Annotated in this window: 7 protein-coding genes; 5 read left to right on the forward strand and 2 right to left on the reverse strand. The window is 64.3% G+C overall.

The window, feature by feature from the left end; all coding sequences use genetic code 11:
* Positions 1-36 precede the first annotated feature (36 nt).
* Entirely contained in the window at positions 37-1614 is a 1578-nt protein-coding gene (locus VGI36_00775) for a sulfatase-like hydrolase/transferase (protein ID HEY2483646.1), read from the reverse strand.
* Positions 1615-1667: 53 nt separating this feature from the next.
* Positions 1668-4820 carry an AAA family ATPase gene (locus tag VGI36_00780; GenBank protein HEY2483647.1) on the reverse strand — a complete coding sequence of 1051 codons (3153 nt, stop codon included), beginning with the start codon at positions 4818-4820 and terminating at the stop codon, positions 1668-1670.
* 368 nt (positions 4821-5188) lie between these two features.
* Here VGI36_00780 and VGI36_00785 point away from each other — a divergent pair, with 368 nt between their 5' ends.
* The 5 genes from VGI36_00785 (at position 5189) to VGI36_00805 (ending at position 15527) form a co-directional block, all read left to right on the forward strand.
* Positions 5189-6421: an LLM class flavin-dependent oxidoreductase gene (locus VGI36_00785; GenBank protein HEY2483648.1), complete on the forward strand. Its 1233-nt coding sequence runs from the start codon at positions 5189-5191 to the stop codon at positions 6419-6421.
* A gap of 1 nt (position 6422) precedes the next feature.
* A complete protein-coding gene (locus VGI36_00790; GenBank protein ID HEY2483649.1) occupies positions 6423-7268 on the forward strand; it encodes an MOSC N-terminal beta barrel domain-containing protein in 846 nt (281 codons plus the stop codon).
* Positions 7269-7613: 345 nt separating this feature from the next.
* Positions 7614-10853 carry a PD-(D/E)XK nuclease family protein gene (locus tag VGI36_00795; GenBank protein HEY2483650.1) on the forward strand — a complete coding sequence of 1080 codons (3240 nt, stop codon included), beginning with the start codon at positions 7614-7616 and terminating at the stop codon, positions 10851-10853.
* A complete protein-coding gene (locus VGI36_00800) occupies positions 10850-14302 on the forward strand; it encodes a UvrD-helicase domain-containing protein (protein HEY2483651.1) in 3453 nt (1150 codons plus the stop codon). Before VGI36_00795 ends, VGI36_00800 begins: the two co-directional genes overlap by 4 nt.
* 109 nt (positions 14303-14411) lie before the next feature.
* On the forward strand, positions 14412-15527 hold the full coding sequence (locus VGI36_00805) for a ResA-like WAxxUGC motif-containing protein (GenBank protein HEY2483652.1): 1116 nt from the start codon (positions 14412-14414) through the stop codon (positions 15525-15527).
* Positions 15528-15908 lie beyond the last annotated feature (381 nt).

Raw genomic sequence — 15908 nt, forward strand, 5'->3', positions numbered from 1 at the left:
CGCTCCAGTATTGTCTGCTCGGTCGATCTTTCGGGATCAGGCGGGAGCATCCACGGTCAGCCGCGGATCGCGCGCCTTTGGCAGATTGTCGTACAGATCCGCAATCAGATCCGACTTGACCTTCCGATACCCTGCATCATCCCACAGATTTCGCCACTGCAACGGGTCTTCGGCCAGGTTGTAGAGCTCGCCCTCCGTCCCCTGGTAGCGGATGTCGGGCACAGGCCGATTCTGCTGCAGCGCCTGGTATACCAATGTGAGATTGAACCCGAAGTCACGGGTTGACTTCTCGTACACGGTGCAGACCCAGCCGTCGCGATAGATCGACCGCAGATGCATTCCGATCTCCGCGAACTGGCTGTCCCATTCGGTGATGGCCCCCTGGCGACCCGAGCCGCCTGCGGTCGGGAGCGACCTGCCTTGCGCCCACTCCGGAGTCGCAACTCCCGCGATTTGGCAGAAGGTGGGAGCAATATCGAGGTGACCGACCGGCTCGGCGATCTCGGCCGGGGCAACCCTGGCCACCGGTGCTGGGCGCCAGATGAGGGGGACACGCATCAACGCGTCGACGTGATAAGGGCCCTTGAACATCAGACCGAAATCGCCCTGCAGCTCGCCGTGGTCAGTGGTGAAGAAAATATCCGTGCTGCCGTCCCATCCGCGCTCCGCAATCCGGCCCAGCACGCGGCCACACGCCTCATCGATAAGCTCGTTTTCGACGTGGGTGAGCGCGTTGATTTCACGCACCTGGTCATGGGTCATGACACACGGGATGAAGGCCATCGAACCGCCTTCATCGTTGCGAAAGCGCCCCTGGTACCATTCCAGCCAATGGCGCGGCTTCGCGGCAAGGATTTTTTCGATCTTCTCGCGCGAACCCGGATGGCCGGGCGGCAAATCGAGGTCGTGCCAGTTGATCCGGCGTGCCTCGCTGGCCGGCGGGTCCCACGGATGATGGGGGTCGGGAAAGCTCATCCACACGAACCAGTCGTCATTCACACCCAGCGAGTTGAGATACGCGATGGTACGGTCCGCGATCCAATCGGTGTGATAGTGCGCGCGCGGCACCGGATTGTAGGTAACTTCCGGGGCGCCAGTATCGCCGCCCCCCTTGGCACTCAGCATCCTCCCGAACCCTGCGGCTTCTGCGGGAAAGTTGCTGTTCAGCCACTTCGAATAGTGCCAGCGACCCATCGGCCCGTGCATGGCCAGCTCCATGTGTTCGAACCCACGGTACGGGCCGGTCTTCCCCTCATCCGCCATCCGGTTTTCGAACCAGCGCGCGCCGGGATCGAGCATCGGCTCGAAATGCGCCTTGCCGATCAGCGCGGTCCGGTAGCCCGCTTTTTCATGGAGCCAGGCCGCGATGCTCGGAGCATCGGGCGGGAGCGGCACGCCGTTGGCAAAGACACCGTGAGTGCGCACGTACTGTCCCGTGATCATCGTGGAGCGCGCGGGCATACATACCGTGTTCTGGTTGTACGCGCGGCGAAAGTTGATACCCGCAGCAGCCAAACCATCCGCCACCGGGGTGCGTGCGATTCGGCCGCCATTGCAGCCGAGTGCATCGTAGCGCTGCTGATCAGTCGTGATGAACAGGATCTTGCGGCCCATGCTTTCCTCCGGCGGTCGAGCGGCGACCTCCGCCTGCCTCGAACATCCCCATATCAGCACTCCAGTGCCTTGAGGAGGGTGCCCGCTTCCTTCAAGTCGGAGGAGTCGTCGCACCGCGCGAACGAATCATACAGCGGCTGCAGCAGTTCGCGTGCCTGCTTGATTTCTCTGCGCGCTTTGAGGATACGCGCGAGGCTGCTGGTGGCGCGCAGTTCGTACAGTTTCGCACCCATCGAGCGCGCTCTCGCGATCGCTTCGCGGAAGTCCCGCTCAGCTTGTTCGAGCAGCGCTGCATCGTGACCGTTGGTCGATTGGGCGCTCTTTTCGAGCAGCAGTTCGCCGCGCCGCCACAAGATAGTAGGCTCGTCGATCTTCTGCTCCGGCGCCGCGTGCAGCGCCTCGTCGATCGCGTCGACGGCGTGGTCGAGCAACCCCACCGCCAGCTGAACATCGGCCAGCATCGACAAGTAACGATTGATCAGAAGTCGGCGTCCGCCGGCGGCGTAGAGTTCAAGCCCCTTTCTCAAAATGGCGCGACCCTCGAAGGCGTTCTCTCTCATCGCGACCGACCACCCGTGATAAATCATTGCCCAGGCCAGATAGGCTTGCATGTTGTGCTCTTTGGCGTCGTCGATTAAGGCACGGGCATGCTTTTCGACCTCGGCCGTATCGCGGAGATGAAAATAGATGGCCAGCGCCTCGGTTCGTGCCTGCGCCATGTCGAGCATCCGATTGCCGTGCGCCGCAGCCGCGAGCATCTCGCGGGCTTTGGCCACACCGAACTCGATCTCCCCCGAAATTACCGCGGCGGCACTTTCCTGGGCGCGAGCGAACACCACGGGATTGATCGGACTTAGCCGATGGTCCTCTTCCTCATAGGCTGCGATCGCGCGCGCCGCAGATGCCCGGGCACCCGCCAAGTCGCCGCCCACCAGCCGCAGCATGGCCAACATGGCTTCGGCCCAGGTCTGTGCAAATCCGCTGCCGGTTCGCTCGGCGACCGCGGAGATCTCACCCGCGGTCGCAGCGGCCGCGGCCATCTCACCCGCGGTGAATACGCTCCCGAACAATGCCGCCAGCAACAGCGTGGTGGTCATCGGGTCACCGAAGCGTTTGCTGACCGACAGCGCGTCTTCAAATATTTCCTTGGCTTCGGGAGACGCCCACCCCTTGGTCGCCAAGAGCGTGATGGCAAGGTCTCCTTTCAGCGCCAGTTCGCGCGGTCCACGCTGGGCCGCCTCAGGTAATTTCGCAAACACTTCCAGCGCATGACGGAGGTGTCCTTCCGCTTCGGTAAAAGCGCCACGCTTGGTTGCCTCATTGCCCGCGCGCTGCCAGGCGAAAACCGCGTCATCGAATTCGTTTGCCTCGGTGAGGTGCCGCGCCACGATCTCGGGTTGCGATTCGGCGAGGTCTCTGAACTGCGTTGTGGAGAGCACTCGTCCGGCCACGCGGTGAAGGTCGCGGCGCCGGGTCTTGAGCAGCGCATCATAAGCCGCATCCTGCAAGAGCGCGTGCTTAAACCGATACCAGGCCTCGGGAGGAACTCCGCGCACGTGCAACAGGTCCGCATCCGTAAGCCGCTCGAGTGCAGCTTGCAGTTCGCTCTCGGGTACGCCACTCACTGCGCTGACCAAGTCGTAGCTGAACTCCCGGCCCAGCACTGCACCAATCTGGGCGATCTCCCGAGCCGAGCCTACTCTGCCCAATCTCGCGGCCAGCGAGTCGTGCAGGGTGGGCGGAATCTCGCGCGTGCCCGAGCGCCCGCCCGAATCGATCATCAGTCGCGTCAACTCCTCGATGAAGAGCGGCACGCCGCCGGTGCGGTCGACCACCGCATCGATGGTATCGCCTGCGAGTACCGCACTAGCCGCGACCTCTTCCACCAAGGCGCGAGTTTCGCGGCGGCTAAGCGGGCTCAGCGTCAGATGCGCATGATGCGCGCGCAGCGGCCAGGGAACGCGAAATTCCGAGCGGGTGGTGAATAGAATCAGGACCGGTTCGCTAGCGTTCTGTTCGCTGAGCAAGCGGGCGAGCTCTAAGCTCGAGGGGTCAGCCCAATGCAGGTCTTCTATGGCGATCACCACCGGCTGCGCCCGCGCGAGCCCGAACAACCATTGCGCCAAAGTCGCGAGCAGGCGCCGGTGCTGCTGATTCGGCGTCGCAAGCAGGGGCGGATAACTCGCAGGCACCGGGAGGTCCAGCAGCGGCGCGACCAGCGGCAAGTCTGCCTCCCGCACGCCGACCGTCTCTAGCGCGTTCTTCAGCGCCTCGATGCGCCGTTCGGCACTTTCTTCGGGTCGAAGGGGAAACGCGGAGCGGAGCATTTCGCTGACCGGATGAAACGGCGTGTTCTGCAGCAACTGGTCGCAGGCGCATTCGATCCAGGTGTGGGGAATGCGGGCCAGACGCGTATGTATCTCCTCGACTAAGCGCGACTTACCGATGCCTGCCTCCCCGGCGATAACCACCACCTGACCTTCGCCCTCGCGTGCGCGTTCCCAGCGCCGCCACAACACGCCGAGTTCTTCTTCGCGGCCCACAAATGAGATCAACCCTTGAGCCGCCGCCGCAGCGTGGATACGACCACGCACGCCACTGGCCTGGCTGACCCGGAATAGCTCGACCGGTTCCGGAACGCCTTTGAGCTGATTGGCACCGCGTGGCTCGACGACGAACAGCCCGGAAACCATCCGATGTACCGGAGCCGTGATAAGCAGGTTGCCAGGCTCCGCCGCCGACTGAACCCTCGCCGCCAGATTGGTGGTCTCGCCGAACAGCTCCGGATTTCCACCGCCGTCCTGGCCGATCACAACCTCTCCGGCGTGGATTCCGACCCTCACCGCAAGGTGCTTGTTTTGGTCTTGCCCGCCTCGGTTTAGCGACTCGACGGCCTCCAGAATCAGCAGCCCCGCTCGGACCGCGCGCTCAGGACCGTTCTCACTCGCCTCGGGAAAACCGAAGTAGACGAGTAGACCGTCTCCCAGGTACTTGGCGACGTGCCCGCCGAATCGGCTGACCGCCTCCGCAGCGGCCCGCTGATAGCCCGCCGCTAACTCGCGCCACTCCTCGGGATCGAGCTGTGCCGCAATCGCAGTGGAATTGACGAGGTCCGAAAACAGGACCGTTACATGGCGCCGCTCGCCCGTCGAGTTGTCGCCGAGGTTTGGACGCGGTGTTTGCGAGGCAGCGGAGAGGAGCGCCATGCCGCAATGCTCACAGAACCGGTCGAACGGCTGAACCGGCGACCCACATCCCGGGCAGGCCGCAGGCAGGCGAAATCCGCACGCGCTGCAAAAACGCGCGTCGCCGTGCGCTTGGGCTCCACAGGCTGGACAGAGCATTACCCACTCCTCAAAAAAGATGGCCCGCTTTTGGTGTAGCTCGGCCCTGCAAGCCCGTCTAGGCGGCAGGTTCCCAAATCCCAACTATCTTGGACGGAGCTCTAAGGGAATGCATCCGGGTCCGGTCCCTCAGAACCCACAACACAACGGCGCACGTTTCGCCGGTTCGTTGCGCAGCGCGCGCCGGCTCGTGTTACAGTCACTTGAGTTTCGGCAAGGAGACGCCCGCCATGGAAAACCGGCTCGGTTTTGGAGTGTTCCTAGCGCCCCACCATCCGATGGGAGAGCATCCGACCCTCCAGCTCAAGCGCGACCTCGAGCTCGCCACGTTGCTTGACGATCTGGGGTACGACGAATTCTGGGTCGGCGAGCATCATTCGGGCGGATGGGAAACCATCGCGTCGCCGGAGATGTTTCTGGCGGCCGCGGCGATGAAAACCCAGCGCATCAAGCTCGGCACCGGGGTGGTGTCGATTCCTTACCATCATCCGTTCACGGTAGCCCAGCGGATCGTCATGCTCGACCATCTAAGCCGCGGCCGGGCCATGCTTGGCGTCGGCCCCGGAGCGCTACCTTCCGATGCGTTCATGCTCGGAATCGATCCGATGACGCAGCGCGAGCAGATGGACGAGGGCTTGGGAGTCATCAGACGCCTGCTCTCCGAGCGCGAGCCGATAACCCTCGACGGGTCCTGGTACAAACTACGTGATGCCGCGCTGCATCTCCGTCCCGTGCAGCGTGAAATTCCGATGGCGGTTGCGTCGATGATTTCGCCGTCGGGGATGAAGTGCGCCGGCAAGCACGGGGTGGGCGTCCTTTCGGTCGCGTCGTATTCGGAGGCCGGACTCACCGCGCTCAAGACCCAGTGGGGCTTTGCCGAGAGCGCTGCTCAGGATACCGGTCGGCGGGCCGATCGCGCCACCTGGCGGATCGTAATGCCGTTTCATCTCTCGGATTCGCGCGAGCAGGCATGGCGCGAGGTCGCCGACGGCCTCAAGCGCTGGAACAACGAATACGTGGTCGGAATCCTCGGACGTCCGGACGGCAAAATCTACGACGATGGCTACGCAGCAGCGAAGTTCATGGATGAATTCGGCGGCGGCATTTTCGGCACGCCGGAAGACGCGATAGTCAAGCTGAAGAAGCTCCAGGAGCTGTCTGGCGGCTTCGGCACCATTCTCACCTTCGCCCACGATTGGGCACCGCGCGAACAGATGTGGCGCAGCTACGAACTGATCGCGCGCTTCGTGATGCCGCATTTCCAGGGTCAGCTCGAGTCGATCGACCGCAGCGCCGCGCATGTTACGGCCAACAAGGAAAAGTTCATGTCGGCAGCGACCGGTGCGATCATGAAAGCTATAAGCTCCGACCAGCGCGCTATGGAGGCGCTCGCCACCACGCAGGCGGGACCTTTCAATATCGCGCCGGCGCAAAGCACCGCGCGGTCCGGAGAAGGAAAGTAGAGTGGCCATCTCGAAGCGGGTCGGAATAGTTGTGGGGCTGTGGCGCTACCCGGTGAAATCGATGCTCGGCGAGCAGCTCGCGGAGCTGGAAATCGGCGAGCGCGGAGCGGTTGGCGATCGCGCATACGCGCTTCGCGAGTTGGCCACGCAGAAAATCGTAAGCGGCAAGAAATTTTCCGCGCTGTTTGACTTTCGCGCGTCATATGAAGAGCGACCCTCGCAGGGACGTTTCGCGCCGGTGGCAATCAGGCTGCCGAATGGACGGACCATCCACGCCGAGGATGCTGATGCATCGGAGGTCATCAGCGCCGCACTGGGGCGCAAGGTCAAGATGGAGCGCTGCGAATCGATCGGGAGAGAGCAGGCCGGAATCGATCCGAAGACGGTGTTCGCCGATGTGCCGGTCGAAAAAGTATTTCCCGACCTGACAGCGGAAACCATGCCGTCGGAGTTCAGCCTGGCGCCCGGCACGTTCTTCGATTCGGCGCCGATGCACGTCCTTGCGAGCGGGACCCTCCGCCACCTGGCGAAGCTAGCCGCCGGGTCGATTTTCGATCCTCGCCGCTTCCGCCCCACCATCTTCGTCGACACCGGTCTGAGCGATGACCATTTCGTCGAAGATGAGTGGGAAGGGGCAACCATTGCGGTCGGCGTTGATCTCAAGATCGTGAAACCCCGCGCGGCGCTGCGCTGCGTGATGACGACCCATCCCCAAGACGATCTGCCCCGCGACTATGCGATCTTCCGCACTGCCGCCCAACACCATCACGCCAGCGTGGGAGTTTTCGCGCAGATAGGCGCGCCGGGCACAGTCCATCTCGGTGACCCCGTCTTCATCGAAGCATAGCTTCGGTCGGTTTTTCTGAGTTGGGCCGGCGGCCCGCACGCCCGCTCCAAGAGATGCACGCTCCGGTTCGAGTAACGGTGGGGACCCGCGCGACTTAGCTCGCTGTCTGTAAGCCGAGTTGGCCCGCGCGGGTCACGGCTGGATCACACATCATCCAGCACCTGTGGATGCGTGCCGGGCAGGTTCGGCATGACGGCTTGGAAGCCTCGATCCGACGACGGATAATAATCACTTCTCATTGCATCGACACCGATGGAAGCTGCTGACAACTCGCTCGCTGCCCCAGTTTCGAAAAATCACAGCCGCGGGCGCTGCGAAATGACTGACGATCTTTAGGGGGGCTGAATGCCGAAGTCCCCTCAGATAGTCCGATCCCATCGCGCTGCTGAGCGAATTGCCGCCGCGCGCGAATGGCTCGCCGCCAAAGAGCCCGCCACCGAAACGCTGGTGATCGCGCCGACGCGCGAGGCTGCCGACGACCTCGTGCGGGGAGTTGCCGCTGCCCGCGGCGCCGTCGCGGGCATTCACCGTTTGACCTTCAATCGCCTGATTGGACTGCTCGCGTCGGAGGCAATGGTCGCGGCCGGTTTGGCCCCCGCAAGCGATCTGGCCGCACAGGCGATCGCGGCGCGCGCGGTGTTTCATCTCGCGCCGTCCGGAAAGCTTAAGCACTTCGCGCCGGTGACCGATCGTCCCGGCTTCGCTGAGGCTCTTGCGCGCACCATCGCTGAATTACGCCAGGGAGGGGTAACCGCCAGTGCGCTTTCCGAGGTCGGCGCTGCCGGTGCCGAGCTCGCCGCGCTGCTGGCGCGCTTCGAGGAAGAGCTAGCGGGCGCACGGCTCATTGACCGCGCCGGAATGCTCGCACTCGCTGTCGGGGCGGTAGCGAAAAGGCCGCGTTTTGTGGGGATTCCTACGCTGTTCCTCGACGTTCCCGTGGACAGCACTCGCGAGCGCGACCTGGTCGCGGCGCTCGCACAGTATGCGCCGCAATTTCTGGCAACGGTGCCGGCCGGCGATGAGCGCGGCGCGCAGCACCTCTCACGGGCGCTGGCCACTCCTATCAGCGATGCCTTCGACGGCGGGGCGCACGATGCGAGCTCGCTGGCAGCATTGCAGCGGTATCTGTTCGGCGGCGAACCCCCTGAGCGGCCGCTGGATGAGACGGTGTCCGTCACCTCCGCACCCGGCGAAATGCACGAGTGCGTCGAAATTGCCCGCAAAATCACCGCCGAAGCTGCGGCGGGCGCTCGCTTCGATCGCATGGCAGTTTTGCTTCGCGATCCAGTTCGCTACGTGCCCTATCTTCAGGAAGCGCTCGCGCGCGCGGGAATTCCCGCGCACTTCTCGCGCGAGGCGCGACGCCCGCGCCCGGGAGGCCGCGCGCTCCTCGCGCTGCTCGCGTGCAAGGCCGAGAATCTCTCGGCGCGTCGCTATGCCGAGTATTTGTCGCTGGCCCAAGTACCGCTGGAGAACGCCTCCACTGATGACGACGGCACCAGCGCGCCGGACGACGAGCTCACCGCCTTGCGCCTGGCGCCGGAATTCGAGATCGCAGACCGCGCGGCCGGCGGTGACGATCTCGAGGCGGCGGAGCGGCCGGTGCGCGCGCCGTGGCGCTGGGAGCGCATCATCGTCGATGCCGCCGTCATCGGCAGCGCCGAACGCTGGAAGCGACGCCTGGAGGGTCTCGAAAGCGAGCTTCGCCGCCGGCGCGAGGCGAGCACCGATGACGAGGGACGCGCCGCCTCGCTGGACCGGCAGCTCGGCGATCTCGAAGATCTGAAACGCGTCGCGCTGCGGCACATCGCGATGCTCGCGGCCATGCCCACGAGCGCGACCTGGGGCGAATGGCTCGACCACCTTCGCGCGCTTGTCGCCGAGGCAATTCGCGATCGCGCCGCGGTGCTCGCAACGCTCGCGGAACTCGAAGCGATGGCGCCGGTGGGCCCGGTCGCGCTCGATGAAGTCAGGATGGTCCTGGCCGAGCGGTTCTCGCGTCTTGAGGACCGCCCTGCTCCCCGCCGCTACGGAGCGGTGATGGTCGCGCCTCCGCACCGGGCGCGGGGAATGTCGTTCGACGTCGTGATCGTTCCGGGCCTCGCCGAGCGGGTCTTCCCGCAGAAACTGATCGAAGACCCCATTCTGCCGGACGCCGTGCGGGCCGAAATAGGAACCGCGCTCCGGTGCAATGAGGATCGGATCAGCACAGAACGGCTGGCGCTGCGCATCGCGGCGGGTGCGGCGGAACGGCGGGTTATGTTCTCGTATCCACGCATCGATATCGACCAGGGTCGTCCGCGAGTTCCATCGTTTTATGCGCTGGAAATTCTTCGTGCCGCGGAAGGACGTTTGCCGGGGTTTGATGAACTCGCACGCCGCGCGGCGTGCGAGCAGGCGATTCGGCTCGGCTGGCCTGCACCGTCCACGCCAGCCGATGCAATCGATGAAGCGGAGTTCGATCTGGCGGTGCTCGACAAGCTGGTCGACGCCGACCCCGACACGACCCGTGGTACCGCGCGTTATTTGCTCGACGCGAACGAATTCCTGGGCCGCGCCCTGCGGGCGCGCGCGCGGCGATGGCTCAGGCGCTGGACTCCGGCCGACGGCCTGGTTGACCCTGATCCGCAGGCGCGCGCCGCGCTGGCGCCGCATCAGTTGTCCGCGCGTCCCTACTCCCCCACCTCACTGCAGCACTTCGCCGCGTGCCCCTATCGATTTCTGCTGCAGGCTATCCATCGCCTGGGGCCGCGCGAGGAGCCCGAGGCTATCGAGCTTATCGACCCGCTGACGCGCGGCGGACTCTTCCACGACGTGCAATTCGAGATTCTGACCGAGTTGCGCGCCGCAACTCTGCTTCCGCTCACCTCCGAAACCCTGCCGCGCGCGGAACGAATGCTCGACGAGCGACTGAATTCCGTCGCCACGCGATGGCGCGAGGAGTTGGCGCCCGCGATTGATCGGGTGTGGCAGGACGGCATCGAGGAGATCCGCGCTGACCTGCGCGAATGGCTTAGGAGGTCCGCTGACGATCCGGGACGATGGACGCCGGAGCGCTTCGAGCTCGCCTTTGGCTTGACGGTTGGGGGGCAAGACCGCGACCCCGACAGCTCAGCAGATCCAATCCAACTCGATAATTTGAAGGTGCGCGGATCGATCGATCTGGTGGAGCGCGCGCCGGGCAGCGCACTGCGGGTGACCGACCACAAAACCGGCAAGGTGCGGGCGGAGAAAAGCTTCGTGATTGGCGGCGGCAAAATCCTGCAGCCCGTCATCTATGCGCTCGCGGCCGAGCACATGCTCGGCGAGCCGGTCAGGACCGGACGTCTCTACTACTGCACCGCAGCGGGCGCTTACGAGGATCGGATAACGACTATCGACGAGGAAGCACGCACCTCGCTGCGCGAATTCGCAGCGATCTTATCGGACGCGCTTGAGTCCGGCTTCCTGCCTGCCGCTCCGGGGGCGGGCGAATGCCAATGGTGCGACTATCGGCGCGTGTGCGGACCTTACGAGGAACGCCGCTCGTCGCTCAAACCCGACGCCCGGCTCAAAGAGCTGCGAAAGCTGCGGGCGATGAGATGAACGCAACGCGCACAGGACTCGCGGACCAGGAGGTCCGCGACCGGATCCGCAACGATCTCGATTCCACCATCCTGATCGAAGCTGCTGCCGGAACCGGCAAGACCAGTGCGCTGGTGAGCCGCATCGTGGCGACCATCGCATCGGGTCGCGGCGAACTGGGGAATATGGTCGCCGTGACCTTTACCGAGAAGGCTGCGGGCGAATTAAAACTCCGGCTGCGCGAGGAGATTGAGCGAGCACGCAAGGACTCCTCGCTGGACGCGGCTTCGCGCACACGGCTTGACCAGGCGCTTCCACAACTGGAAGAAGCGCGCATCGGAACCATTCATTCGTTCTGTGCCGATCTCCTGCGCGAGCGACCGGTTGAGGCGCGGGTCGATCCGATGTTCGAGGTCGCGGCGGAAGATTCCTCGGACGCCATGTTCGAGACCGCCTTTGACCAGTGGTTTGAGGGCGCGCTCGCGGCGCCGGGCGAGGCGGTACGGCGGCTGTTGCGCCGGCGCGATGCGGTCGATCGGCAAGGTCCTCGGGCGATTTTGCGCAACGCGGCGCGCCAGCTTCGGGAGTGGCGCGACTTCAAAACCCTGTGGGAACTGCAACCCTTCGATCGCGATCGGGAAATCGACGCCCTAATCGCGGAAGTGACCGCCCTCGGTGCGCTGGCGCTCGAGGCCGAACCCGATGACTGGCTGGCCCGAAGTCTGCTTGAGATTTCGCGCCCGGTCTTAGAGGCAACTCGCCTGGAGGCGGTGCGCAAGCGCGACTACGACGCGCTCGAAGCGGTACTGCTGCGCCTGCCCAGCGGCCCGCGGTGGAGACGCAAGGGGTTCGGGGGTGCACTCGGCGGGCTTGAGCGCGAACAAGTCTTTGCCCGGCGCGCCGCGCTCCACGCGCGCCTGGAGAAATTCCGCGAGAACGCCGGGGCGAATCTGGCTCCTGAACTGCAGCGCGAGCTGTGGCCGATGATCGAGCTCTACGAGAACGGCAAGCAACGCGCCGGCGCGCTGGATTTTCTCGACCTGCTGCTGGTGGCGCGCAACCTGGTTCGTGACAACCCCACGGTGCGCGCGGCGCTGCAACGCCGCTACACGCATATTTTTGTCGATGAGTTCCAGGACACCGATCCGCTCCAGGCCGAGATCATTGTCTTGCTCGCGGCGGACGATCCCACCCAGCAGGATTGGCGCCGGATAAGGCCCATTCCCGGCAAACTGTTCGTCGTCGGCGACCCCAAGCAGTCGATCTATCGTTTCCGGCGCGCCGATGTCGCGCTCTACCAGCAGGTCAAGCGGCAACTGGTCGAGGCGGGAGCCAAACTCGACTACCTGACCGTCAGTTTTCGAGCGGTGCCAGCCTTGCAAGCAAGTATCAACGCCGCTTTCGCGCCCCTGATGAGCAGCGACGCGCCGACCCATCCCGCCTACACACCCCTGCAGCCCTCGCGCGACGACGTCGCCTCGCAGCCGGCGCTGATTGCCTTGCCTGTGCCGGCACCCTACGGCGACTACGGCGGGATAGTAGATTTCAGAATTGAGGAATCGCTCCCCGACGCGGTTGCCGCTTTCGCCAGATGGTTGATGCACGAAAGTGGGTGGACGGTTACCGAACGTGAAGAACCGGGAAGGCGGGTGCCGATCCGTCCCCGCCATATCTGCATTCTGTTCCGCCGCCTGAACTCCAGAGGCCGCGATGTGACGCGTCCGTATCTGCGAGCCCTGGAAGCGCGGCATCTACCCCACGTGCTGGTGAAGGGTGGATCGTTCAACGAGCGCGAGGAAGTCGAGGCGATTCGCAACCTCCTGGCTGCGGTCGAGCGTCCGGACGACGACCTGGTGGTGTTCGCCACCTTCCGTGGACCGATTTTCGCCCTGCCCGACGACTTGCTGCTGGAGTTCCATCAGGCGTGCGGCACCCTGAATCTCTTTCGTCGGCTGCCTGCCGAGTTGCCCGAGCGACTCGCGCCGGTGCTTCGGGCCCGCGAGGTTCTCCGCGAGCTTCATCGCCGGCGTAACCGGCGCCCGATCGCGGAAACCATCGCAGATGCATTGGGCCAAACTCGGGCACACGCCGGCATCGCAATTTGGCCAACCGGCGACCAGGCGCTAGCCAACATCATGCGATTGATGGATCAGGCTCGCCGCTACGAGGCGCGCACCACCGCGACCTCGTTTCGCGGCTTCGTCGATGAACTGGAAGAACGCGCCGCGCGCGAGGAGGCTAGCGAGACCCCGCTGGCAGAGGAAGGCACCGAGGGCGTGCGTATAATGACCGTGCACCGCGCCAAGGGTCTGGAGTTCCCAATCGTCATGCTGGCCGACATGACCTGCAACGAAACGCTCGGAGAGCCGAGCCGCTATGTCGACCCTGCGCGAGGTTTGTGCGCGTTGCGCCTGGCTGGATGTTCCCCGCGCGAGCTGCTGGATCGGGCGGAAGCGGAGCGCCGACGGGATGAGGAAGAAGCGATCCGCCTGCTCTATGTCGCAACTACTCGAGCCCGCGATTTGCTCGTCGCACCGGTGGTCGGAGATGAACAGCGGGAGGGATGGGTGAGCCGCCTCAATCCGGTTTTGTATCCTGCTCCGAATGAGTGGCGGTCCCCGCTTGCCAAGCAGCCGCCCGGGTGTCCGGAATTTGGTGAAGACAGCGTCTACACGCGGCCCTCGCGCGCGCCGGGACGCACCCAATCAGTTGCGCCCGGGCTGCATCGGCCGAAGCAGGGAACCCAAACAGTTGTATGGTGGGATCCGTCACGTCTGATTCTCGATGTTCAGGAAGCCATGGGCCTGCGGCAAAGCCGGCTGCTCGAGGCGGACGCGAGCGGGATCGTCTCAACCCGCGGCAAAGAGCTCCACGAGGAGTGGCGAAAGAACCGCGAGGCCACTCTCGCGGCGGGTGCCGAGCCTACGCTGGCGGTCGCCACCGCGACCGGAATAGCGCATTCAGGGGCCTCGAGCGGAGCCAGCGATGAGATCCGGGTTGAAGAAACCCAGCACGAAAGCAGGCGACCCGGCCGCGCCGCCTTCGGGCAGCTGGTTCACGAAACGATGCTGCGGGTACCTTTCGGGGTAACGCGCAGCGACATCGCGCGCATCGCGAACTATGTAGCCAGGGTGGTCGGGGCAAGTGAGGAGGACGCGGAGGCTGCGGCGATTGCAGTAGAACGCGCGCTCGCAGCGCCGGTTATGCGCGCAGCGGCGACCTCCGAGCGAGCCCATCGCGAATACCCCATCCTGTTCCGGCTTGAGAACGGGACGCTGGTCGAAGGAATTGCCGACCTTGCCTTCGAGACCAAGCTCGACGGCAAGACGCGGTGGACGATCGTCGATTTCAAGACCGACCGTGACCTTGCGCCGAGCCTGGAGCGCTATCGCGAGCAACTGCGCCTCTACCTGCAGGGAATTCGCAAAGCGACCGGAGCGGAAACGAGCGGCGTCATTCTGTGGATTTAAACCTGCGACCGGTCACGCTACGATTGGCGAGCGCCCAAACGGCGGCCCTGTTCCACGCACCTATTAAAGTGACCACGGCTTGTAGCCCGTGTGTTCCGAAAGGTTAACCATGGCCAATCAACCAACTGACATCATCTGTGGCGAGAAGACCGCGCGGCGCGTTGCGGCTGACAATCGCAACGACGGACTGTGGCTGGGTGCTGCTGACCTTGAGCGGGTCAGCGGATGGACGTTCAAACCCGAGGGTTTCTGCAAGGGAGAGGTGTGCGTCCCGGTACCGCCGTCGCGCACCGCGGAGTTCGTTTCCGGCCAGTCCTACAATCTCGAAGCGCTGGCCAGATTGCTCGGCCAGCCGGTCGTCGCCGACACCGCGAACCATGCGTGGTGCATCGGAGAGGCTTCCGGGGAGCGCCGGCGGATGCTGCAGTCGCTCGCTGCGCCTGATTTCACACTACCCGACCTGTCGGGCAAGATGCATTCACTTTCTGACTACCGCGGCAAACGAGTATTTCTCGTCTCCTGGGCCTCCTGGTGAGGATGCCGTATGGACCTGCCCGTGTGGCAGGCTCTCTACCAGGAGCTGGAAACAAAGAATTTCCTGCCGATCGCCGTGGCCTTTGACAGCGCCGGCAAGGTCGCCGCCGAACCGTGGATCAAGGCGGCCAATCCGACCTATCCGTGCCTCATCGACACGCGCCACCTGGTGGCGGAACTGTACGACATGGTGAACGTGCCGAACGCGGTATGGATCGATGAGCATGGAAAGATCGTGCGCCCCACCGAGGCAGCCGGGGTGACCGATGGCTTTCGCACCATGGATCGCAAAACCTTCGCGATGCCGCAGGACGCAATCGACGAGATGATGGCAAAGCGCACCGCCTATCAGAATGCGCTCCGCGACTGGACTGAGAAGGGCTCCCAAAGCCGCTTCGCGCTGAGCGAAGCCGAGGTGCTAGGGCGCATGCATACGCCCGACGACGATCGGGTCCGCGCTGCTGCCAATTTCCGGCTGGGCCAGTTCCTGAATGAGACGGGACGTGGCGCAGCTGCGGTGAAGTATCTGGACGAGGCGCAACGCCTGCGCCCCGAAAGCTGGAACTACCGCCGCCAGGCTCTTTCACTCAAAGACCCTACCAATCCGCTGGCGGCCGGGGGCCCGGAGTTCTGGAACGCGGTCGACGCACTGGGAAAGGAAAAGTACTACCCAACCGCCGACGACATCTAGAATCGGGTTGCCCAAGAGGGGCACCGAGCCGACTCTGCCCCGCTTGCACTTGCGGGATACTCTGCACGGCGAAGCGAGTAAGCGCGCCAGCGTTGCTCTTCGATGGGCTCCCGTAACGATTCGCACGGTCTCCACGCCGCGACCAACGGCTTGAGCCCGGCCAAGGTCAACTGGATTCGTCCGGTCTTTTGAGTTTCGGCCCGTCCAACCAATTACTTGAGACTTTCCGATCGCTCCGGCACCGCCTCGGACGAGCAGACAACCCCACACTGAATTCACGGCACTCAACCATCATAATCCGCTAGAAGCCTCACTGGGCGGCCGGCGACAATCATGATGATTCAGAATGATCGGCCAAACTGTAGCCGACCCTCACAGACG

Source organism: Candidatus Binataceae bacterium (assembly GCA_036495685.1).
Lineage (GTDB): Bacteria > Desulfobacterota > Binatia > Binatales > Binataceae > JAFAHS01.